General features: G+C 49.5%; 22 protein-coding genes. 7 read left to right on the forward strand and 15 right to left on the reverse strand.

The window, feature by feature from the left end; genetic code table 11:
- The first annotated feature begins 56 nt into the window (after window positions 1-56).
- From J2Z65_RS09000 to J2Z65_RS09010, 3 genes are read left to right on the forward strand one after another with little or no spacing between them, the layout of a single operon-like run.
- Window positions 57-1,568, forward strand: a complete 1,512-nt coding sequence (locus tag J2Z65_RS09000) for a spore germination protein (RefSeq protein WP_167062848.1) — start codon at window positions 57-59, stop codon at window positions 1,566-1,568.
- Window positions 1,565-2,752 (forward strand): Ger(x)C family spore germination protein, encoded by a 1,188-nt coding sequence (locus tag J2Z65_RS09005; protein ID WP_167062523.1) that lies wholly within the window; start codon window positions 1,565-1,567, stop codon window positions 2,750-2,752. Before J2Z65_RS09000 ends, J2Z65_RS09005 begins: the two co-directional genes overlap by 4 nt.
- On the forward strand, window positions 2,749-3,858 hold the full coding sequence (locus J2Z65_RS09010; protein ID WP_167062526.1) for a GerAB/ArcD/ProY family transporter: 1,110 nt from the start codon (window positions 2,749-2,751) through the stop codon (window positions 3,856-3,858). Before J2Z65_RS09005 ends, J2Z65_RS09010 begins: the two co-directional genes overlap by 4 nt.
- Window positions 3,859-4,360: 502 nt before the next feature.
- Here J2Z65_RS09010 and J2Z65_RS09015 read toward each other — a convergent pair.
- Window positions 4,361-5,158 carry a TrmH family RNA methyltransferase gene (locus J2Z65_RS09015; RefSeq protein ID WP_167062529.1) on the reverse strand — a complete coding sequence of 266 codons (798 nt, stop codon included), beginning with the start codon at window positions 5,156-5,158 and terminating at the stop codon, window positions 4,361-4,363.
- 9 nt (window positions 5,159-5,167) lie between these two features.
- The gene (locus J2Z65_RS09020) at window positions 5,168-5,827 is read right to left on the reverse strand and encodes a potassium channel family protein (protein ID WP_167062532.1); all 660 of its coding nucleotides are present in this window, start codon (window positions 5,825-5,827) and stop codon (window positions 5,168-5,170) included.
- 165 nt (window positions 5,828-5,992) lie between these two features.
- Between J2Z65_RS09020 and sspI the strand changes: the two genes are divergently transcribed.
- Complete coding sequence (gene sspI, locus J2Z65_RS09025; protein WP_127453137.1) at window positions 5,993-6,196, forward strand: small acid-soluble spore protein SspI; 204 nt, start codon at window positions 5,993-5,995, stop codon at window positions 6,194-6,196.
- Window positions 6,197-6,256: 60 nt separating this feature from the next.
- Here sspI and J2Z65_RS09030 read toward each other — a convergent pair whose 3' ends face one another.
- The 5 genes from J2Z65_RS09030 to J2Z65_RS09050 all read right to left on the reverse strand — a co-directional run bounded on the left by J2Z65_RS09030 (window position 6,257) and on the right by J2Z65_RS09050 (window position 11,108).
- Window positions 6,257-6,985: an MtnX-like HAD-IB family phosphatase gene (locus J2Z65_RS09030; protein WP_167062535.1), complete on the reverse strand. Its 729-nt coding sequence runs from the start codon at window positions 6,983-6,985 to the stop codon at window positions 6,257-6,259.
- Between the two features lie 94 nt (window positions 6,986-7,079).
- The gene (locus J2Z65_RS09035) at window positions 7,080-8,174 is read right to left on the reverse strand and encodes a Gfo/Idh/MocA family protein (protein ID WP_167062538.1); all 1,095 of its coding nucleotides are present in this window, start codon (window positions 8,172-8,174) and stop codon (window positions 7,080-7,082) included.
- 21 nt (window positions 8,175-8,195) lie between these two features.
- Window positions 8,196-8,825, reverse strand: coding sequence for a ThuA domain-containing protein (locus tag J2Z65_RS09040; protein ID WP_167062541.1), 630 nt, complete (start codon window positions 8,823-8,825; stop codon window positions 8,196-8,198).
- Window positions 8,826-8,861: 36 nt separating this feature from the next.
- Window positions 8,862-10,022: a Gfo/Idh/MocA family protein gene (locus J2Z65_RS09045; protein WP_167062544.1), complete on the reverse strand. Its 1,161-nt coding sequence runs from the start codon at window positions 10,020-10,022 to the stop codon at window positions 8,862-8,864.
- Window positions 10,023-10,076: 54 nt separating this feature from the next.
- A complete protein-coding gene (locus J2Z65_RS09050; RefSeq protein WP_167062547.1) occupies window positions 10,077-11,108 on the reverse strand; it encodes a LacI family DNA-binding transcriptional regulator in 1,032 nt (343 codons plus the stop codon).
- A 335-nt stretch (window positions 11,109-11,443) separates the two neighbouring features.
- Here J2Z65_RS09050 and J2Z65_RS09055 point away from each other — a divergent pair, with 335 nt between their 5' ends.
- Window positions 11,444-12,724: an EAL domain-containing protein gene (locus tag J2Z65_RS09055; protein WP_167062550.1), complete on the forward strand. Its 1,281-nt coding sequence runs from the start codon at window positions 11,444-11,446 to the stop codon at window positions 12,722-12,724.
- Here the strand turns inward: J2Z65_RS09055 and J2Z65_RS09060 are convergent.
- From J2Z65_RS09060 to zwf, 5 genes are all read right to left on the reverse strand, one after another.
- Complete coding sequence (locus tag J2Z65_RS09060) at window positions 12,711-13,514, reverse strand: YheC/YheD family protein (RefSeq protein ID WP_167062552.1); 804 nt, start codon at window positions 13,512-13,514, stop codon at window positions 12,711-12,713. The genes J2Z65_RS09055 and J2Z65_RS09060 overlap by 14 nt on opposite strands.
- Window positions 13,486-14,640, reverse strand: a complete 1,155-nt coding sequence (locus J2Z65_RS35855; RefSeq protein ID WP_167062555.1) for a glycosyltransferase — start codon at window positions 14,638-14,640, stop codon at window positions 13,486-13,488. Before J2Z65_RS35855 ends, J2Z65_RS09060 begins: the two co-directional genes overlap by 29 nt.
- Before the next feature lie 203 nt (window positions 14,641-14,843).
- Window positions 14,844-16,427: a peptide chain release factor 3 gene (locus J2Z65_RS09070; RefSeq protein ID WP_167062558.1), complete on the reverse strand. Its 1,584-nt coding sequence runs from the start codon at window positions 16,425-16,427 to the stop codon at window positions 14,844-14,846.
- A gap of 57 nt (window positions 16,428-16,484) precedes the next feature.
- Window positions 16,485-17,555 carry a metallophosphoesterase family protein gene (locus J2Z65_RS09075; protein WP_167062561.1) on the reverse strand — a complete coding sequence of 357 codons (1,071 nt, stop codon included), beginning with the start codon at window positions 17,553-17,555 and terminating at the stop codon, window positions 16,485-16,487.
- A 104-nt stretch (window positions 17,556-17,659) separates the two neighbouring features.
- Entirely contained in the window at window positions 17,660-19,195 is a 1,536-nt protein-coding gene (zwf, locus tag J2Z65_RS09080; RefSeq protein WP_167062564.1) for a glucose-6-phosphate dehydrogenase, read from the reverse strand.
- A 191-nt stretch (window positions 19,196-19,386) separates the two neighbouring features.
- Here zwf and J2Z65_RS09085 point away from each other — a divergent pair, with 191 nt between their 5' ends.
- The gene (locus J2Z65_RS09085; RefSeq protein ID WP_167062567.1) at window positions 19,387-19,749 is read left to right on the forward strand and encodes a hypothetical protein; all 363 of its coding nucleotides are present in this window, start codon (window positions 19,387-19,389) and stop codon (window positions 19,747-19,749) included.
- 41 nt (window positions 19,750-19,790) lie between these two features.
- Here the strand turns inward: J2Z65_RS09085 and J2Z65_RS09090 are convergent, their stop codons facing one another.
- Window positions 19,791-20,237 carry a GNAT family N-acetyltransferase gene (locus J2Z65_RS09090; RefSeq protein ID WP_167062570.1) on the reverse strand — a complete coding sequence of 149 codons (447 nt, stop codon included), beginning with the start codon at window positions 20,235-20,237 and terminating at the stop codon, window positions 19,791-19,793.
- Window positions 20,238-20,390: 153 nt separating this feature from the next.
- Between J2Z65_RS09090 and J2Z65_RS09095 the strand changes: the two genes are divergently transcribed.
- The gene (locus tag J2Z65_RS09095; RefSeq protein WP_167062573.1) at window positions 20,391-20,807 is read left to right on the forward strand and encodes a hypothetical protein; all 417 of its coding nucleotides are present in this window, start codon (window positions 20,391-20,393) and stop codon (window positions 20,805-20,807) included.
- A 79-nt stretch (window positions 20,808-20,886) separates the two neighbouring features.
- Here the strand turns inward: J2Z65_RS09095 and lepB are convergent, their stop codons facing one another.
- Window positions 20,887-21,435 (reverse strand): signal peptidase I, encoded by a 549-nt coding sequence (lepB, locus tag J2Z65_RS09100; RefSeq protein ID WP_167062576.1) that lies wholly within the window; start codon window positions 21,433-21,435, stop codon window positions 20,887-20,889.
- Window positions 21,436-21,461: 26 nt separating this feature from the next.
- Window positions 21,462-22,109: a response regulator gene (locus J2Z65_RS09105; protein WP_167062579.1), complete on the reverse strand. Its 648-nt coding sequence runs from the start codon at window positions 22,107-22,109 to the stop codon at window positions 21,462-21,464.
- Between the last annotated feature and the right edge of the window lie 20 nt (window positions 22,110-22,129).

Consider the following 22,129-nt stretch of genomic DNA (forward strand, 5'->3'; position numbering starts at 1 on the left):
GATTTGAAATTTTGTATTAGTGTAGCCAGCAACGGGGGGTGACATCCGTGCAGGAAATGAAGCAAGAACTCGTAAGGTTAACTTGGCCTGACAAAACCGCGGCCATTGAGGAATTGTTAGGCCATAGTGTCGATTTGCAGCGCCGCGATTTTATGTTTTGCGGCAATCCGGAATTTCCCGGCTGCTGCTTCTACTTGGAGGGACTGGCGGATGCGACGGTCATTGACACGGCGTTGAAGGCGCTCGTCGTCTCGGGCACCGAACTGGTGGAGGAACCGGGACTGCTGGCCACGGCGGAGGAAATCATCAGCAGCCTGATGTTTAATGCGGCTATCCAAGCATGCAATACGCTGGCTGTCGGTGTGGAAGGGATTCTCTCCGGCGATACGCTCATCCTGATTGAAGGCGTGGAACAAACGCTGCTCGTCAGCTCGAAAGGATGGAAGGATCGCAGCGTGGAAGAGCCATCCTCGGAAAATAACGTCCGCGGCCCACGCGACGGCTTTACGGAAAGCATCCGCACGAATACGGCGCTTGTCCGCAGAAGGATTAAAGATCCGATGCTGCGGATGGACGGGATGGTCATCGGGACGAGATCGAAGACGAATATCAATATCGCGTATATCCAGGACTTGGTCAAAGCGGGGCTTGTCGATGAGGTCAAGCGGCGGCTTTCTCACATAAAGATCGACGCGATTCTCGAAAGCGGCTATATCGAGGAAATGATCGAGGACGCACCGTTTTCACCGTTTAATACGATCCAGAGCTCGGAGCGGCCGGACAAGGTAGCCTCCGCCTTGCTGGAGGGCAGAGTAGCGATCTTTACAGACAATACGCCGGTGGTTTTAATTGTGCCCACATTTTTTTGGCAGTTCATTCAAGCGCCGGACGATTATTATAACAGGTACTGGGTAGGTTCATTTTTTCGAATTGTGCGCTACCTGGCCTTCCTAATATCTTTGATGCTGCCCTCCATCTATGTGATGCTTGTTTCCTTCCATCATGAGATGATTCCGACCGCGCTTGCGCTGACGATTGCTTCCGGTCGTGAGGTTGTGCCATTCCCCGTGCTGCTGGAGGCAGTCATGATGGAGCTTGCCTTCGAGCTCATGCGCGAAGCCGGACTTCGCATGCCGAAGCCGATCGGACAAGCCGTGAGCATCGTCGGCTCGCTTATTATCGGACAAGCGGCGGTACAAGCAGGTCTGGTATCGCCCTTCATGGTCATCGTCATCGCCATTACCGGGATTTCCTCCTTTGCGATTCCCAGCTATTCTTCATCGCTGGCGCTGCGCATTTTCCGTTTTCCCTTACTCATCGCTTCGGGCACGCTGGGACTCCTTGGATTCTCCGGCATGTTCTTCATCCTTCTGCTTCACGCGCTCTCGATCCGCTCGTTCGGCGAATCGTATTTGTCGCCAGCCAGTCCTTTCCGCGAAGTGGATCAGCGGGATATGATGCTCCGATTTCCGCTTTGGATGCTCGATCAGCGGCCGGCATTCGCCCAAGATACACAACGGATGAGCGATCAACAGAAGCCGCATGTGCCGGAGGAACAAGAGACATGAGAAGACTACTTTGCTTACTCCTAGCGATCTTGCTCCTGCTGCTCACCACCTCCTGCTACGGCTTACGGCAGATCAACGAATTGGCGATCGTCACAGCAGTCGGCCTGGACGTTGGCAAAGAACCCGGCAGCGTCAAACTGTCCGTGCAAATTATTCGTCCGGCGGATGCACGCGGACAAACAGGCGCCCCTTCGGGCGGCACAGGAGAACCGATTTATTCCGTCAGCGCAGAAGGCAAAAGTATTTTCGAAGCCATCCGCAATCTGGGGCACTTTACTTCGCGGCGCGTCTATTGGGCGCACAATTTCTTGATTGTGATGCATGAAAGCTATGCTCGAAGAGGCATCGCAGATATGATTGATTTTTTCACGAGAAACCATGAACTTCGCATGAATACATGGGTCACAGTAACGCCGGATTCACCGAGTGAGGTAATCTCGACAATTACAGGCCTGGAGGTTGTGCCCGGCGAGGCGGTTGACCGCCTGTTCCGCAATGTGCAAATCGTAGGACTTGCACCCGCCAGTAATATGATGAATTTGGAAGAAGCCTATTTGAGCCGCTCCGTGGAACCGGTCATTGCCCAGGTGCGGCTCGTACCTAGGGGGATTTCCAATAAGAAGCCAGAGCAGCACGGCTCGATCAAGCAGGTGGATTTGGAGGGAGCAGCGGCTTTTATAAATGACAAGATGGTTGGGTGGCTTTCACCGAAGGAGACCAAGGGGTTAATGTTTTTCTTGCAGAAGCTGGAAAGCGGTATTGAGGTGGTTCCATGCCCGAATAATCAAGATAAAATTGTGACAATGGAATTTAAAGATATTGCATTCAAAGTAAAGCCATCCTATACGGACAAGCTTCCTAGCTTCCTTATTCGACTAATGATCAAGGCGGATGTTGTGGAGAACAACTGCGGGGCTCCCATGACGGATTTACGCGAAGAAACCGAGGATGCGCTTGAGGCCAAGTTGTCTTCCGAGATTCAAAGCGTCTTGACCAAAGCGCAGCAGCACTACCATTCCGACTTCCTGAAACTTGGAGACGTTTTTCGCAACAAGTTTCCGATGGAGTGGAAGCTACTCGGCTCAGAATGGGGGACTGCGTTCTCCAAGGCACAAACAACCGTTGAGATCAAGACAACGATTAAGTCTACCGTGCTGAAAGCGGCAGAGCAGGGGGTTAAATGAAAAAGCTACAGATTACAAACGGCATGTTCATTGCGATGGTTGTTAATGTGATCTTCGCCAAGGCGATCGGCGTAACGCAAGGGGTACTGGCACGTGCCGTCGGCCATGACATGTGGGTGGCGACGTTGCTGGGAACACTGCAAGGTGCGGCCATGATGTATGTGACGTACATCGTTCTGCGCAGAACTCCGCATCTCAACTATATCGAACTAAGCGCGCTGCTGCTCGGCAAATGGTTCGGCAAAATCATAGCGCTGTTGATCTTCGTCTTCTTCTTGGGGGAATTCGGACCGATCATGATTACTTTCGTGTATCATTTGAAGGACTACTTTCTCCCTGAGGCGCCGGTCTGGCTCTTTACGGTTTCTTCGCTGATCGTTGGCGCGATCGGCTGTTACTACGGCCTGGAAGTGATGGGGCGCATTGCACTGATCGGGCTGCTTTTTATTTTTCTGCTGAACACACTGATTATTCTCGGCTCAACCAATGAATTCGATATTCGAAATTTACTGCCGTTTCTAGAGCATGGCTTTCTCCGTACAGCTGAAGCGAGCCTGCACTTTGATGTAGATTGGGCGCTCGCCGTCATGCTCGGCTCGCTGATCATACCGTACGTGAGCGGTACGGCAGCACGTGGCGGCCAGCTAAGTGTAATCAGCATACTTGCGAGCGGCATGCTTGTCATCATTTGGGCAATTCTGGAGGGCGCGGTCTTATCGGCAGAGGTAACGAGCCAGTACACGATCTCCTGCATGAAATTGGCGAGGAATGCGCATATCGGTAACTTTTTGCAGCGGTATGAAATGATTATGATCGCACTTTATTCCGTTTCGGTTCTGTTCGAAGTCATGTTCTGCATCTATGGTTCGTCGGTTAGCCTATCCAGTATCCTGGGCTTGAAGAGCAATAAAGCCATGATCCTGCCTGTTTGCCTCATTCTCGGTGTGTTCGGGACATGGATTGTAGAGGATCATTTTCGCGCAATTGATTATTTGGAACACGGTTGGCCAAAAATTGCGTTGCCCATCGCATTTGGGTTGCCGCTGCTTCTGTTGGGGCTGAGGCTGCTGCTTCGGAAGAAGCTGGATGGCATCGCTTCATCCTAATTGAGGGGATGCTGTGACTAATTGAAAAACACGACACCTAATACCCCTGATAATAAAATCGCTGCCATCGGATGCATTTTATATTTCATGATTCGCCTTCCAATATATCTAAATTCTTATAGATTTTGCTTTTCTTAATTTTGAGCTACACCTTATCACGACATCGTCAGCTTCCGTGCCTGTGCCGATGGGATCTTGCAAAGACGCATCCTTGCACGTTATCTTCAGCGAGCGCAGATGCATAAGGATCTCATTCTCTATACAACGTGCTGCAAAGTTTCGTTATGATTATTATGACAGAGGTTATTACAGAGCTTTTTAAGTAAAATTTTCATTTAATTTTTCTACTCCATTTTTTAAAAAATCCCGATGTATCAAGGCTTTGAGCCACATCGGGATTGATCTAAGTAGTGACAAAACTACGTTCAAAATCTATGACAAATGACGTTCCAAACGGTGACAAAGTGAAATACAACTCACATTCATTCACCGCAATCCGCCCTTACCTCTGCAACCGCTGTCGAGAAGCCTCGAACAGCAGCACCGTCGCCGCCATCGCAACATTCAGCGACTCCGCCTTACCCTGCATCGGAATGATCACCTGCACATCCGACTGCGCAGCAACCTCCGGCGACACGCCCCGGCCCTCGTTGCCGAGAATCAGCCACGTCGGCTGCCGCAGGTCCGTGTCGTAGCACGAGCGCTGCGCCTGCAGGCTCGTGGTTACGAGCCGCACGCCGCGCTCACGCGCGCGTGGCAACAATTGCCCTAAATCTGCCTCCACAATCGGCAGATGATACATCGATCCCATCGTCGAGCGGATCGTCTTGGGATTGTACAGATCGACCGTGCCCCGGCCGAGCACGACCGCTTTGGCACCTACAGCATCCGCGCTACGGATGATGGTGCCGAGGTTACCCGGGTCCTGGACACCATCCAGGACCACTACAAGATCATGCTCGCCAGCGAGCAGCTCGTCCATGCCGAGCTGCGGCCGAGCTACAATGGCCAGCACGCCCTGCGGCGTTTGCGTATCTGTGCACTTCTCCAGAACGGCTTGGCTGACGCCGACCCATTCCAGCGCGCTTGGCAATACCAGCCCAGCAAGACCATCAGGCAAGCCTTTTTCCAAGCTGTAGATAACCGTTTCGACAGATGCTCCCGCACGTAGCGCTTCCTCCACGAGATGATGGCCCTCAATGATGTATTTCCGCTGCTTGTCTCTACCTTTACGTTCCAAAAGCTGCGCCCACTCTTTTACGCGGGCATTTTGAACAGACATGATTTCTGTATGTGTCATTTCTTATACCTACTCTGCAAAAGTCACTTCAAACGTTTGAAGATTCGAATTTTTACCCACGATGACCAAAATATCATCGGAACGGAGCCTATCTTCCGCGCTTGGCGGTATGATCAGTTTTTCATTTTGCTTAATCGCTATAACATTGCAGCCATATTTGGCCCGAATATCAAGCTCTCTTAGACTTTTGCCCACCATATGACGAGAAGCTTGAATTTCAACAATACTGTAATCCGCGGACAACTCTATATAGTCAACAATGTTAGAAGATATCAGATGATGAGCCACGCGCTGACCCATATCTCTTTCTGGGTAAACGACCTTGTCAGCTCCGATTTTCTTAAGCACCTTGCCGTGCAAATCATTCACAGCTTTCACAACTACCGTAGGTATGCCCATTTCTTTGAGAATTAATGTGGTCAAAATACTCGCTTGAATATCCTCCCCAATGGCGACCACGACTACGTCAAAATTACGAATCCCCAGCGCTCGGAGCGCTTCCTCATCCGTTGAGTCCGCTTGAACGGCGTGCGTAACAATGGCTGATATCTCTTGCACCGTCTCCTCACGAGAATCGATGGCCATAACCTCAAAACCTAATTGTGACAACGTTCTGGCAATGCTGGACCCGAATCTTCCCATTCCTATTATGGCAAATTGTTTTCTCATAGGTTGACGTTTCCTCCATATTCCCAAAGGTATTTAAAAATTATACCATACTTGAGACCTGTAGGCTCGGTATACAAGGAAAGGGGATGAAATGCGAAGGATGAACCGACATCAACTTGTGCATATTAGTATCGATAACGAAATGGAAGCGAGGTCCACGAACAAATGAATATCACATTAAGACAGGCCATCGTCCAGAGAGTCCAAAATAAATCCAATGATGAGCTCCAAGAAATTATTGAAGATTCCATTGGCGGCGAAGAACGGGTATTGCCAGGGTTAGGTGTACTTTTCGAAATCATATGGCAGCATAGCGAAGCAAATATTCAAAATGAACTCGTTGAAACCCTAAAAGGGCATCTCCCTTGATACTATGAACCCCACAATCGGCTAGGGGGCTGCTTTTTGCAATCCCTTAGCCTTGATTTATTACACTTCAGGAAACGCACAAACAGCAGGAAATCTTCCGCTTAAACGGCGGTCCGCTGTGCCATCTTTATAGGATTCCCAGTTTGGACTTAAAATGTTCAAGATATCATGAAAAGTTTCAAATGGGTAAAAAGCCGTCCCTTCCCCCGTTAAATACCCGGCAAGACTTGCCCTGGCAAAAATCCAATCGGCAAAGCCAGAACCATAATAATCGCTACTGCCATCTCCGATATAAATGACCAGCCAGCCTTCCTCTTTTAATTGCTTCACCACACTTGCTTTGCAGCAGCCGCACCATTTGCACGCCTCATTCGAATTTTGTACCCCGAACTGAAACTGTCCGTCTGGCAAATAATGAATCGGATTCGCGATCACTCGGTTAACCTTGATTTGCTCACGGCTTAAAACCTGTTCAATATAGTACTGCATGCCGTCACTCAACACCGTAACCGGCACTTCTTTCTGCTCGCAAAAATCAATAAACCGCTGTGCCCCGTCCCGCAAATGCACACTCTCAAGCAGCCGGTCAACTTGATACTGCCGCCCCTCAAGCAGCGGATATGCCGCGTTAATCCAGGCGAGAGAGCCCGCCTTTTTCTCTCGAAAAAGCCGCGATGCTTCCACCACCTGAGGCTGAGTCAACACATCCATGACGAGCATCAATTCATCCCCAACATCCTGCTCCATCAATGTCCCGTCAAAATCGGTTACGACTGCAATTTTTGGCATATGCCAGCATCCTCCCCATGTATCAGTAAAGCGATTTGATTCATTCCAAACAAAAATCCCCCTCGATACAAAGAGGAGGATGCAATTACTAAAATTATAGCACGGAATCAGGCGACAGCGGGGCTGGTTTTTCACAGCTGCTTTGCATCACATAATGCTTGCCTTCGGCCGACGCGTCATGGAAGCCATGCATCGCTTCAAGCACGTGGTAGGCCAGCTCGCCGTTCGCGCGATGCGCTTCACTCTCGCCGCTGATTAGAGCTTGAGCCATTGCCGCCACACCCAAACCGCGGTGGTTTTCTTTGTAGCCATGTGACAACGGGATCGGTTCCCAGTCGGAACCATTTTTACGGATCATCACCTGACCGCCAAATGTGTTAGGATCCGGGACACGCAAGGAGCCGTGGCTGCCGTAGATTTCGATGTTTGGCAGCTGCGTGCCGCCCATAATGTCGAAGCTCGTAACCAGCGTAGCAATCGCGCCGCTATGGAAATCAAGCACGCCAGCAATATGCGTAGGCGTTTCTACCGTGATCTTCTGTCCGCGTTTTTTCTCACTCTTAATCGTCCGCTCTTGGAAGCTAATCCCCGTTGAACCTGTTACTCGGCGAATAGGTCCCAACAATGCTACTAACGCCGTTAGGTAGTAGGGACCCATATCGAACATCGGGCCGCCACCTTTGGCATAGTAAAATTCAGGATCCGGGTGCCAATGCTCGTGGCCTTTGCCCATCATGAAAGCCGTCGCAGCAATCGGTGTGCCGATCCAGCCGTCGTTGATCAGCTTCACGCAAGTTTGAATGCCTCCGCCTAGGAACGTATCCGGCGCACTGCCGACTAGCAATTCCTTGCGGCGAGCAACTTCCAGAATGCGTATGCCCTCTTCGCGCGTAACGGCAAGCGGCTTCTCCACATACACGTGCTTGCCAGCTTCCAACACCTGAATACAAACTTCGGCATGTGCAGCCGGAATCGTCAAATTAATAACAATGTCAATATTCGCATCGTTCAAAAGCTCCTGTACTGTATACGCATGAGGAATACCGAACTCCTCCGCCCGCGCCTTTGCTCTGTCCACATCAATATCCGCGCAGGCAAGCAGCTCCAAATGCTCAAAGTTAGGAATATTTTTCATATAAGCTGCGCTAATATTTCCACAGCCGATAATGCCAACCTTCTTTTTACTCATCTTCTTCGCTTCCCCTCTTCGTTATCGTGTTGCCCACAGCAAGCCGCGGCGCATGAGCTCAAGTGTTTCCGGCATCCGTACAATGTTGGCTTGATGGCCAAGCGAATTGTAATACACCTTACCTGCTCCATACGTTTTGGTCCAAACGACAGGCATCTCCACATCGCCGAAATCAGTCACTGCATGAACCTGAATAGCAGGATCGACATGCATGTAATACTTTTCCGAAACCACAACGAAATCTGTCATCCCCTCTGTCAGGGCGTGCTGACGATCCTTGATTCGCACTGTGTACGTAACACCGTCATTACCCGGGTGAGCGACCCACTGTCCGCCAACCATGTACTGATATTCAACTTCATTCCGGAAGGAATCTGCCATCCCGCCGTGGCAGCCGGCAATCCCGGTTCCGCCTTCTTTGACCGCTGCAAGTAATGGAGCCAACTGCTCTTTCTCAATTTTCCCCATCGTCCAGACAGGGACAATAAGATCAATACCCTTGAGTCGCTCCTCATCTTTAAAACGATCCAGCGTATCGGATACCTCCACGCCATAGCCTTCCTCACGCAATAGGCCAGCGAAAATGCCTGCCACCTCTTCTGGTTGATGACCGTCCCAGCCACCCCAGACTATCAATGCTTGTTTGCTCATTTCGAAAGAGCTCCTCTCCACATATAAGATAAATCCTTAAACCTCGCTGATTTTCACCCAACGGCGCTGCTCAATGGATTGATCCACGGCTTCCAGCACCTCTTGACACTTCACGCCATCCACGAAATTCGGAACCGGTTGACGATCCTCTGTCAGAGCGTTCATCAGCTCAACAACCTCATGCACGAACGTATGCTCATACCCGATGGTATGTCCAGCCGGCCACCAAGCATCCATGTAAGCATGGGACGCATCTGTTGCGAGAACACGGCGGAAGCCCTGAACATCCTCATCATCGCTTGTAAAATATACCTGCAGCTCGTTCAATCGCTCAAAGTCAAACTTCACACTGCCTTTACTTCCATTAATTTCAAAAGAGTTCGTACACCGGTGACCCGGTGCAAAACGCGTCGCCTCGAAGCTGCCCAGCGCCCCGTTCGCGAAACGTGCCATAAACAGCGTCGCGTCGTCGACGGTTACCGGTCCGTGCGGCGCATCCTTGCTGCCTTTGGCGCTTAGTCCTGTCATTGAACTCGGCAGTGGACGCTCCTTCACGAATGTCTCGCTCATGCCGATGACCTCCGTCATATCGCCGACCAGGAAATGCGCCAGATCGATCAGATGCGCGCCCAAGTCGCCATGCGACCCGGATCCGGCAATCTCCTTCTGCAAACGCCACACTAGCGGGAACGTCGGATCTACGATCCAGTCCTGCAGAAACCAGGCGCGGAAGTGATAAATCTGGCCGAGGCGACCGCTCTCGACCAGCTTCTTCGCAAGCTGCACCGCAGGAGCAAAACGATAGTTGAAGCCCACCATGTGCTTCACTCCAGCGGCTTCAGCCGCCTCCAGCATCTCCCTTGCATCCGCAAGGGTCAGCGCCAGCGGCTTCTCGCAGAACAAGTGCTTGCCGGCCTTTGCAGCAGCAAGCGCGATTTCCTTGTGCGCGTCACTGGGCGCATTGATATCGACGATGTCGATCTCAGGATGCGTGACCAGCTCGCGCCAGTCGGTGATATACCCGTCCCAGCCGAACTGCTCAGCTGCCGTTTTGACACCGTTTTCATCGCGGCCGCAGATGAGCTTCATTTTCGGCACCGCCGTCTGCGGGAAAAACATATGTAAATCTTTATAAGCATGACTGTGCGCTTTACCCATAAATTTATAGCCGACCATGCCAATATTAAATGATTTCATAAATAGGAAGCCTCCTTGACGTGTAATCGATCCATATCCCTTACTCAAACTTACTTATATAGGAGTGATGCTTCTAGATGATTGTCGAATAACCAAACGGGTCTGCAGCTTCACGCTGGAAGGCTTTACGCTCTCCCCTTGAATAACACGTGTTAACACACCTCTTGCCGCTTCTTTGCCCATCTCGTAGAAAGGCACATTAATACTGCTTAGCGGAGGGTCGCTCAGCTTGGCCGCATCGGAATCATCGCAGCCGACAACGGCGAAGTCTCTCCCTGCCACCCAGCCTTTCTCCCGGAGTCCTTGCATGAGGCCAATAGCCATACGATCATTTGCGGCAAATACCGCCTCTACCTGCTCCCTCTGCGCCCAAAGGCGATCTGCCGCTTCATAACCGCTTTTGCGGCTGTAGTTGCCTTCGAGCAGCAGCTCGGAAGGAACCTCCAACCCGGCATCTTGCATCGCTGCCAGATAGCCTTGAAGTCTGTCTCCGGAGTTGGAATACTCCGGCGAGCCGTTCAAGAAGGCAATCTTCCGGTAGCCCTCATCCTGCAAATGCCGAACAGCCTGATAGCTGCCAACTGCATGATCAGCATCCACCTCATGAAAGGCTAACCCCTCAAAGTGCTGATTGACCAAGGAGAAAGGGTGTCCTTGATCCTGCAGCTGCTGGAGCGATTCCCGCTGCTGCGGGGTGTCCCTTGCGCCCAGAATGACACAAGCATCCACTTTCTGCGACCGGTAGAGCCTCGTGTAGTCCAGGCTTTCGTCTGGTTTCAACAGCGATAACAGCATGTCGTACCCCTGTTCCCTTACCTGCTCGCCGATCCCGCTTAAAATTTCCGCGAAATAGTAAGCTGAAAAAAGATGCACTTTCGGCATATAAGGAAGCACCACGCCAAGATTCCCGCTGCGCCTTCGAGCAAAGCTTTGAGCGATCGCGTTTGGATGGTAATTCAGCTGGCTGGCTGCTTCCAACACACGCGCTTTGGTAGCAGGCTTCATGGGTCCGAGCCCATTAAATACACGGGAAACGGTCGCTTCGGAAACTTTAGCTAATTCAGCAACCTCTTTTCTTGTCACCATGTAGAAGCCTCCATTTTCATCATTGAAATCCATTTATGTACACGCGTACATTTTCTCATTCAAAGACCAATTTTGTCAATACGCTGCGGACAAAAAATATGTGCACCACATTTCGACACCGGCGCCAATTTCCGGCAAATAAAACACGCAGAAAATGACTAATTTTTGTAAAATGACCTAATTTATAATATTGTCTATCGCTTGCCTTTCGTTTTATGATTAGGGTTAAATGGACAACTATGATGTGGGAATGAGTGATCGCAATGAAAGTAGCCCAGCGCCTTCTTCACTTGGTCTCACCGAGAACGATCCGTGCTTTGCGGAGTAAGAAAAAAGTGACTAGAAGTCACCTTCAAGTGCTAATCAATAAAGCGGTTCGAAGTCACCGCAGAACTGTGCATGAAGCGCACATTCGAACTGTTCTTATCCTGGATATAGACCGTTTTCGACAAATCAATTTCACGCTCGGCTACGCATCCGGCGATCATCTGCTTGCCGATATAGCCTATCGCTTGCAGTCAGTTCCTAATTGCAACCTTGTCGTTCAATCAGGAGATGATGAATTTGCGCTTGTTTTGCACGCCCTCCATCAGGAACAGTTGTCCCAAATCGTACAGCAGATCGAACAGCGCTTTAATCAACCGTTTATGATTCAGGAGCATGAATGCTACATTAACGTCAGTATGGGCATGAGTGCTGTAGAGCTATCGCCGAATACCGTTGAGCAAGCTTTGAAGCAAGCAGATCAAGCCCTTCAAGCCGCCAAACTTACCGGCAAAAATAAACTTGTCACCTACCATTCCATGCTGGTTTCACGTCCCGTTCGCTTCATGGAGATGGAAACAGAGCTGCGCAAGGCTATATTGGAAAATCAGCTCATCCTGTATTACCAGCCGCGTCTTGAGCTCTCTAGCGGCAAAATCATTTGCCTGGAAGCTTTAGTGCGCTGGAATCATCCGAAGCTCGGCATGATTCCGCCTAACGAGTTCATTCCGCTTGCAGAAGAGAGCGGCTTGATTCTACCCCTTGGCGAGTGGGTGCTCCGCGAGGCTTGCCTCCAGAAGGTGAGATGGCTCGAAGCTGGTATTTTAGACTATCAAGTTGCTGTCAATATCTCGCCCTGCCAGTTCCAGGATGAAAGCTTTTCGGATAAAGCCATTCACATCATTGAACAGACAGGCATCGATCCTGCGTATCTCGAATTTGAAATTACGGAAAGCTCCATCATGCAAAACATGGAAAATACGGTTGCTGTGCTCGAAAAGCTATGCAGCAAAGGCATTTCCATCTCCATCGATGATTTCGGAATCGGCTACTCTTCACTGAATTATTTGAAGCACTTCCCTATCCACTGTCTGAAGATAGACCGCTCCTTCGTGAAAAATATACATAGCAATAAAGATGATTTGGCGATTACTAACGCTATTATTCACCTTGGTCACGCCCTGAACGTACAAGTGGTTGCGGAAGGCGTGGAAGAATTGAGCCAACTTGAAATTCTGAGAGAAACCTCCTGTACGACGATTCAAGGTTATCTCTTAAGTCCCCCCGTTTCCGTTTACGAAATCGAGCAAAGCTTTCATCGATATGACAACAGGCCGGTTATGATTTCATAACCGGCCTGTTGTACGCTCTGGCGTATCTTTGCATTTTTGCAAATGTGTGCTTTTCCCCCAGTCTGCGAAAAATATAAGGATCCGGACTCGTGTTGACCTCAAGAATCCATGGATGCAGCTCATTATCCAAGGCGACGTCGACTCCGATTTCTTTCACTCCCCGATACTTTGCATGAATCGCTTTAGCCACGCGCGTCCCAAGTATACGCAGCTTTTTAAGATACTCCTCCCGCTCTCCGGCAGGCAAATAACTATGCAGCAGTGTATCCACCCGCTTCAAAGTTCCCCCGTTGTGAAAGTTGGTGACGATTTTGCTCGGATGTGCCACTCTGCCGATCATACCGGTTGTTTCCCACTCACGAAGCGGCGTTTGCTGCACCATAATCCGCAGATCGAAGCGGTTCCCTTTATATTTCAGCAAATGAATCCCTTTTTGTACCAGATAGCTTCTCTTCCCTGTCTTCTCACGGATGGAGGCATACATGTCGTCGAATGTTTTGAACCGTTTTAAGTTGACGCCCAGCTGATACGAATACGGCGTAGCTTCTCCCTCGCCCTCTGACATTTCCACACGGATCACTCCGTTTCCGAACATGCCTACATTGGGCTTGATATACACCATCTTATGCTGATTCAGCATTTGCTTCAGCGACTCTGCCGTCATCCATTTCGTGGTCGGCACATACTCCTGTAGAGCAGCTCTAGCCTCTATCGCTCTGGTTTTACCAATCTTGCTCGTAACATATCTGGAATATCTGATATTACTCCGTTTCTTCAAGATCTTTCTCATGTTTTTCCTCCAACTTCAATCTATAGAAATCTGCCAGTGATGACGCCGTGGCCTGCCAGCTGAACTGCTCGACAGCATCGCTCCGCGCTTGCTTCGCTAAGCCGTCCGCCCAGTCTTTGCGCGTGGCAACGGCCGCAATCTCCCGAGCGAATGCTCTAGGGTTTCTGAAGTCTTGAATCAATACCCCGTTTAGCCCATGCTGAACAATTTCTTTAATCCCACCGTTGGCCGAAGCGATGACTGGAAGCCCGGAAGCCATCGCTTCCACGTTGACTAATCCAAAAGCCTCGTGCCTTTGAGAAGGACATACGAAGCAATCGGCAAGGCCATACACCTCGTGGATATTGCGATGGGGGACATTTCCCAGAAACTTCGCCGGCACTGAGAGTCTACGGGCTTTCCTTTGCAGCGCCGCTTTATAGCCCTTGCTTTGCTCCCCTCCGGCAATCAAAAGCTTCAAGCCAGGCACCTTTTTCCTAGCCAAATAAATGGCGTTAATTAACTGCTTAAGTCCTTTCCGTTTAATGAGCCTGCCGGCAAAAAGGACCTGAAAACCATGGCTGACCCGGTATTTCTTCCTCAACCTTTGTTTCACAGAAGCCGATCTAGGCTGGAATCTCTTGATATCCGTCCCTAGGTAAGTGTGATAAAGCTGGGGCCTGCACATGGGATATAACCGAATCAATTCTTGCTCAAGCGAGGTGCTGTTCGCCACGATCCAATCCACTTCACTTAGCTGATCTGAGCATTTTGAAATCGAAGTATAAGGCGGCTTCACGAACGTTAAGGAATGTAGGAACAGAGAAACGGGACTTTGGGGAAAATGGCGTTTGATGGCTGCCGCGAAGTTGGGTCTGTTGTCTACTTGAATCCAGTCGAATTGTTCGTTCTTCATCGCTTCAATAACTGCGTTCAAGTATTGTTTCGAGCTACCGGATCGGACTCTTACAATCTTTAACGAACCCTTTGTCGTTATGCGGTTGTAGGCACGATGCTGTCTCGAAATGATGCTCACATGATGCTCTTTGGCAAGCTGCCTTGCTATGGCATAAATGCATATTTCAACGGAACCGCCCCGTAGCGGCGGTACTGGAATTTGTTCGGGAGCGATGATTAAAAGATGCACGTTTCTCGTTCACATCCTTAAGGCCTGCACGCCCTGTATTCGTAACCCGTACTTATTGTATGAAGCAAACCTTGCTTCGGCAACCAAGGAAACACGACTTCAACACCCTTTTTGGTTGAGCGCATCGGCTGAGGTTGATACAAAGCAAAAGGCCGCCCGCCAGATTTTACTCTGGCGGGCGGCCTCTTCAAGTCCTTACAGCATTATGGAGCACTCGTTAAAAACTTCGCACTCGGATTCTTCTCAATGGAGGATCTCAGAGCATATTCGCTTTCGAACAACCCGACGTAATTCCCTTTTTTATCCTTCACAAGCTGCGAATTAATACGGAATTTACTCGGATCGATCTTCTCATCGATGATCCAACGCGCAAACTGATAATTCTGGCGCTGCAGTTGAATTTCTACGCCATATTCCGATCTCATCCTGTGTTCAAGCACCTCAAATTGCAGTTGGCCAACGACGCCAAGAATCATGTCCTCAAAGCCGATCGTCGTAAATACTTGGATCATGCCTTCTTCCGTCAATTGATCAATTCCTTTGAGGAACTGCTTTTGTTTCAGTGCATTTTTGATTGAAACCTTGCTGAACAACTCCGGCGAGAAGGTTGGCAGTTCGTCAAAAACAATCTCCTCCCCCTCGCTCAGGGAATCTCCGATTCGGAAAATACCTGGGTCGAACAAGCCGATAATATCGCCCGGAAATGCCTGCTCCACGATATCGCGGTCCTGTGCCAGAAATTGCTGTGGCTGAGCCAGCTTGATATCTTTACCCATGCGGACATGCTTAACCGCCATGCCGCGCTCGAATTTACCTGACACGATGCGCAGAAACGCAACGCGGTCGCGGTGAGCCGGGTTCATATTCGCCTGAATTTTGAAAACATAGCCTGAGAATTTCTCCTTGGTAGGCTCGATTACACCTGCCGTGCTGTTGCGTGGCTCCGGCTTAGGAGCAAGCTGCAGGAAGTTCTCCAAGAACGTCTGCACACCGAAATTGTTCACGGCACTTCCGAAGAAGACAGGCGTAAGTTCGCCCTTCAGCACCTTCTCCATATCGAAGGGATCGCCCGCTACGTCCAGGAGCTCAATATCATTGCATAGCTGCTGATGCAGGAATTCGCCGGCGATTTGTCGGACCAGCGGATCTTGCACCCCATCTACCTTGCGCACTTCAATCTCTCTGTGATCCTCGCCGTTATACAGCTCCAGCTGCGATTTGCCGCGGTCATATACACCACAGAACTGTTTGCCTGACCCAATCGGCCAGTTCATCGGATAAGAACGAATCCCGAGCACTTCTTCCAGCTCTTCTAGAAGCTCGAACGGATCGCGGCCCTCGCGGTCCAATTTGTTGATAAACGTGAAGATCGGAATGCCGCGCATCCGGCAAACCTGAAATAACTTCTTCGTTTGTGTCTCGACCCCTTTGGCCACGTCAATCAGCATCACTGCGCTATCCGCAGCAGTAAGCGTTCGGTAGGTGTCCTCGCTGAAGTCTTGGTGACCTGGTGTATCCAGAATGTTAACCCGGTGCCCTTCGTAGTCGAACTGCATCACACTGGACGTTACGGAGATTCCGCGCTGCTTTTCAATTTCCATCCAGTCGGACGTTGCGTGTTTGCTGGCTTTGCGCCCTTTGACGGTTCCCGCTAAGCGAATCGCGCCCCCGAATAACAGCAGTTTCTCGGTCAAGGTCGTTTTCCCCGCATCCGGGTGAGAAATAATCGCGAACGTGCGTCGCTTAGCGACTTCCGTTTCGAGTAGCTTTGTGAGTTGCGTAGTCATCTGTTAGTTTAATTCCCTTCTTCTTTTACATGGGTACTGCTGGGTACTGCTTATTGATTAAGCTTGGGCTTTCTGCAAATCGATACTCCAATTCGCTTCATCAAGGAAAGTGCGGTTGCTGAACTCCCTGCCGCGCACGACAACCTTATCGGCAAATACTTGCACATAGATACCCTGAGCTTTATTCTTAGCTTCTTGCTGGTAAGCACGGTTCAGCGTTCTGCCGACCGATGCATTGTGGAAATAATGGAATGTTTCCTTCACATAATGCGGGGTTCCATTCTGGAAATCTTGATGGCGATGTCCGCAGAAGACGAACACATTCTTATATGGCTTTAGCGTCTCACGGAACTGAATCGCGCGGATTAATTGGTGAGTACCTCCATCTGTGCCATTCGGAGGCAGTGGTTGATGCGTCATGACGAACAGCGGTCTACCCGGTTGATACAGAGCTTTGACCCTTTCTTTGAACCAGGCCAACTGCTCATCGGAATACCATGCTCCCTCACCAACCTCCGGCTTTTCCTGCACGTAGGCTTCCTGTGAAAGCAGCAGAATGGAATGGCCTTTCGTCGTAAAATCATTGTAAAGCGTTTTGTAGCCGAAAAACTTCTTGAACTGCTCCCTGCTGACCTCATCGCTTTTGCCGTTCGGAACGGCTGCTTGATCCCAGGTATTCGCTTTATTGATCCAGATCGTGTAATAGTCGTGATTTCCCATGTTCGCATGAACAGGCGGAAGTTTATACTCATTTACAATGGTACGCAGCTCCTTGTAATCTCGTTCCGTTCCCGTATCCGTCAAATCGCCCGTTAACATAATGGCGTCAACTGGACCGTCGAAATGCGTAATATCATCAAGCGCCTGACGTAATTTCTTACCTGTGAGAGGATCGCCTATAGTGATATGAAGATCGCTTAGTATAAAATAGGACATGAGCGGACCTGTCGGCAGCGGTTCAGCCGAAGGTTGCGCTACAGCTTGAGCGGGCTCAGGTTTAACGGAAGACAGAGCCGGCTGATCATCCGCCATAAACTTTTTCTTTACCATTTGACTAAAAAAAGCACTTAAACCAACTAATGCAGCCCCGATAGCAAGCAACCATCTTATAAAAGCTCTTCGCGACATAAACGCACCTCAAGTATAATAGTCAGGATTTACTCCGTAAGTTTTATTATACCACAAAAAATCCAATAGGCGTCAGTCGCCTATTGGATGTTATGCTCGCGTGCTTAAGTTAAAACCGTTGTCTTTTGAACGGCTTCCCAATCGACTTCGCCTTCATTTTGACCATTGATCGGCCACCACTTGAAGCCGTCTTCAGCGAGCAGCTTAGTCGCCTCTTCAGGTCCCCATGAGCCAGCCGGATACTGCTTCAGATCGTCAGTTCTCTCATTCCATGCTGCAGCGATGCGATCCACGTAAGACCAAGCAAGCGCTACTTCATCCCAACGGGTGAAGTACGTAGAATCTCCGCGCGCTGCATCATACAGCAAACGCTCGTAGGCTTCCGGCGTGTTAATGCCGATTTGGCAGCTTTGGCAGAAATCCATCGCAACCGGCACGATCACACCTTCAGATCCAGGCTGCTTCGCATTCATTTTCAAATAAATGCCTTCCATCGGGTTTACGCGGAATACTAGCAGATTCGGGTCCATTTCATGCTTTTTGGCCAAATAAACATTATTCGGAATATTCTTGAATTCAACAACGACTTCCGTTGTTTTGACCGGCAGCCTTTTTCCTGTCCGAATGTAGAAAGGCACACCAGCCCACCGGAAGTTATCAACGTGAACGCGGGCAGCGAAATACGTTTCTGTCGTCGATTGCGGATTCACGGAATCTTCCTCGCGGTAAGAAGGTAACGCTTTTCCTTTGCTCGAACCGCTTGCATATTGTCCGCGCACGACATTCGCCCGAACGTCATCACCGTCTTCGAATAAACGCAGGGAACGCAGCACCTTCACCTTCTCATCGCGGATATCTTCCGGATGCAGGCGGCTCGGCGGCTCCATCGCCATCATCATCAGCATTTGCAGCATATGGTTCTGCCCCATATCGCGCAAAGCACCGGAATGATCGTAGTACCCGCCACGCTCTTCAACACCAACGGTTTCACTAAGCGTAATTTGAATATTTGCTATGTATTTATTATTCCATAGGGGCTCGAAGAATGCGTTAGCGAAACGCACAAACTCAATATTTTGCACCATTTCTTTACCGAGGTAATGATCGATGCGGTAAATATCTTTCTCCTCAAACACTTGACGGAGTTGACCGTTCAAACGCTCAGCCGACGGCAGATCGTAGCCGAATGGCTTCTCAATGACAAGACGGTGCCAGCCTTTGGTTTGCAACAAGCCGCCTTCGCTTAGGTTGTAGGAGACGTTGCCGAAAAGTTCCGGCGCCAAAGCCAGGTAGAATAAACGGTTTCCACCCGTTTGATATTGTTCATCCAGTCTTGCAGACAATACATTTAGCTCGTGGAAGCCTGCGACATTGTTGATATCAAGTGACATGTATTCGAAACGCTGAGCAAAACGCGTCCATTCTGCATCATCCGTAATTTTGTACCGGGCGAATTCTTGGATCGAGTGCTTCACGTCATCACGAAACTGTTCATTCGTCCGCGGTCTGCGTGCCAGACCGACAACCGCAAAATTTTCTCCTAATTTCCCTTCACGATACAAGCTATAAAAAGCTGGAAACAGCTTTCTTTTCGCCAAATCGCCAGTTGCCCCGAAAATATAAAATACAGCTCCACTCATCTATGCATCATTCTTTCTCTTTTAGGATTAGTTAATATGCTTAGCATACCTAAAATTGTCAAGCTATTCAACTTTTCTGAGAACTTTCACTAATAACAATTTCTTATAAAAAACTAGACATTCGTCTATACAGAAGTGAAGCCCGCCGAATAGGCTACAGTACATACAAATACGGAGGTGCCAAGATCCTCATGCAGTCCATTCATCCTATTACCGAGAAGACCTGTAAAAGCCTGTTCGGAAAGCCTGTTCTTCTTTATCTTAACGATGGCTCACAAGTATTCGGAGTCCTAAGTCGTTTTGAGAAAAATACGCTCATTCTGAATGACGAGGCTCGCCCGAACCTTAATTTAACTACATCCAAGAAGAAAAGCAAAACCAGCACCAAATCGAAAACGGTCAAAATGAAATTGGCGGAAACAGAGCCGTCCAGCCCGGAGCCAGCGCTCGAGCGATTAAACTTCTTCGGAATGCCGCTTTTCGGCGGCCCAGCCCCTGATTCGGGAGCGATCGATATACCGGTCGACCGGGTTGCCGCTATGTTCACCGAATGAAGAAAAGGCTGCGGATGTCTCACCCATCTGCAGCCCTTGTTTTACCTGATAAGCTTCTTTCTCATCTTGTAGCAGCTTAACTCGGGGAGGTACTCCTGAATCTCATATCCTTTGCTTAAGTAAAAGCCGATGGCTTTGGGATTACTGTCATCTACAAACAGCTCTGCAGTGCGACAGCGCTCGCTTTTGCCATAGTCTTCCGCCATTTTCATGAGCTCTTTCCCCAAGCCTTTTCCCTGTTCGCGGGGATCGACGGCCAGCATATCCACGAACAGCACGTTCGATTTGCGAATGACCGAAATGAAGCCGTATGGCTGTTTATATCCTTTAGCTGCCACAAATGTTTTGTTGTGGTTCAGCCGCTTACGAATTTCTGAAAATGTGATCGAAGTACTTGACTGATATAGTCTGGAAAAGGGGACTAACTGTTCAACAACCAAACGATGAATCGCCCGATCGTCATTAGCTGCAAACCGTTTGCGAATCACGCGCATCGCCTCCACAAGAAGCAATAATGCTATCTTATGTTGGTCCGCGCAAAAATGACTCAACTCCTTCCTCGAATTCTTCTTGGCACGTACCAATTTACCCCAAAACCTGCGAATGCTATACTAGACTTAAGCGAAAATGAGGTGATTGATATGATCTATGCCTATCCTCCAATAATGGCAGTAAAGAGTTATCAAACTCATAAGGATTATTACCGTGTTAGCGGAGTCCGCGGCATCGCCGGCGGTAAATCAACTACGATTCGTGTGCCCCTAGATCTTCCTTCAGAGGGCTCCCCTTATCAGAAATTCGCCAAAGCAGCGGCCAAATCAGAAGCCGGATTCGTTCAAACCGCAAATAGCATAACCAATCCATCCGCTCAATCCGTAGTCGGGGCAAAACCGGCTGACAACAATCGCGAAAACATCCTAGAACCTACACGTCAATATATACATACACATAATGAACTTCAGACCTCCTTGCGGAAATCGCCTGCATACATAACTCGAAAGCTCCAAGCCTATTTGCAGGTCCCGGTAAGCGGACAACTGTTTGATACACAGATGTGATTTGCCTTCTTAATCTCAAAAAAGCGACCCTCCTGAATGAGCTCATGCACCTGCATGCTCACCCAGAGGGCCGCTTTTTTTAGAATAGTTTCTTCCCTAAGACATGATCGAGTGGAACGTATCCAATCACTCGGCTGTCCATACTGTTATTTCGATTATCTCCCATCACGAAAACGTGGTCCTCCGGAACCGTCCACTGCTTGTTTCCGTTCGCTCTCATCGCTTCATTCAGGTACGGCTCGTCCAGAAGCTGGCCGTTACGATACAATTTATCGTCTTTCATCTCCAGATGATCCCCTGGCTTGCCAATTACACGTTTGATCCAGACATGCTTGTCATCGCCCTTCGTAAACAAACTGAGCAGCGGGCTGTCTAGCAAGTCATTCTTAAAGGTCCGCTTCAGATCTACTCTGGAATCAATGATCACAATGTCCCCATAATTCGGTTCATAATTAAACGTATGAGAAAGTTTGGATACATACACACGCTGACTGTCATGCAGCGTAGGGTCCATGGAATGTCCCATGACTTTCGTCGATTGGAACACAAAAACGCCAAGAAATACGACTAAAATAAAAGAAATGGCAATGGAGCCGAACCAGCTCCACAATTGCTTGAGAAAATTCATCCTTATCGCTCCCTTGTACCTTGTTGCTACTCAGCCAATCCGTGCTTAAAGGCATAGATCGCTGCTTGCGTCCGATCTTCCACACCAAGCTTGGCTAGTACATTCGTGACGTGAAATTTCACTGTTTTCACACCGATAAATAAGTCATCCGCCAGCTCCTGGTTAGACTTTCCTTTGGCAATCAAGCGCAGAACTTCCATCTCCCGCTCGGTCAACTCTTCATGCGGTTGTGCTGCCGCCTTAGGCTGCCTGAAACGGTTCATAATCTTAGAGGCTACCTGCGACTCCAGTATGGACTGCCCTTTGGCCGCGGCTCTAATCGCTTGAGCGATTTCAGAAGCGCGAGACGTTTTGAGCAAATAACTAAAGGCGCCTGCTTCAATCACTGGATACATTTTCTCATCATCCAGGAAGCTAGTCAACACAATCACTTTGCATTCCGGATACAGCTGCAGCAGCTTCCGTGTCGTTTCGATCCCATCCATGCCTTCCATGACTAGATCCATCAGCACGACATCCGGCCGATATTCCTGAGCTAACCTAATGCCGTCTTGTCCATTGCTGGCTTCTCCGACTACTTCAATGCCATCCTCCGTTCCCAGAACGGCGGCAAGACCGATCCTCACCATTTCATGATCATCGACTAGCAAGACCTTAATTAGCGTATCGTCCATTAGCTTCTCCCCTCGTCAGC

This window comes from Paenibacillus aceris (genome assembly GCF_017874035.1).
GTDB classification, from domain to species: domain Bacteria; phylum Bacillota; class Bacilli; order Paenibacillales; family NBRC-103111; genus Paenibacillus_E; species Paenibacillus_E aceris.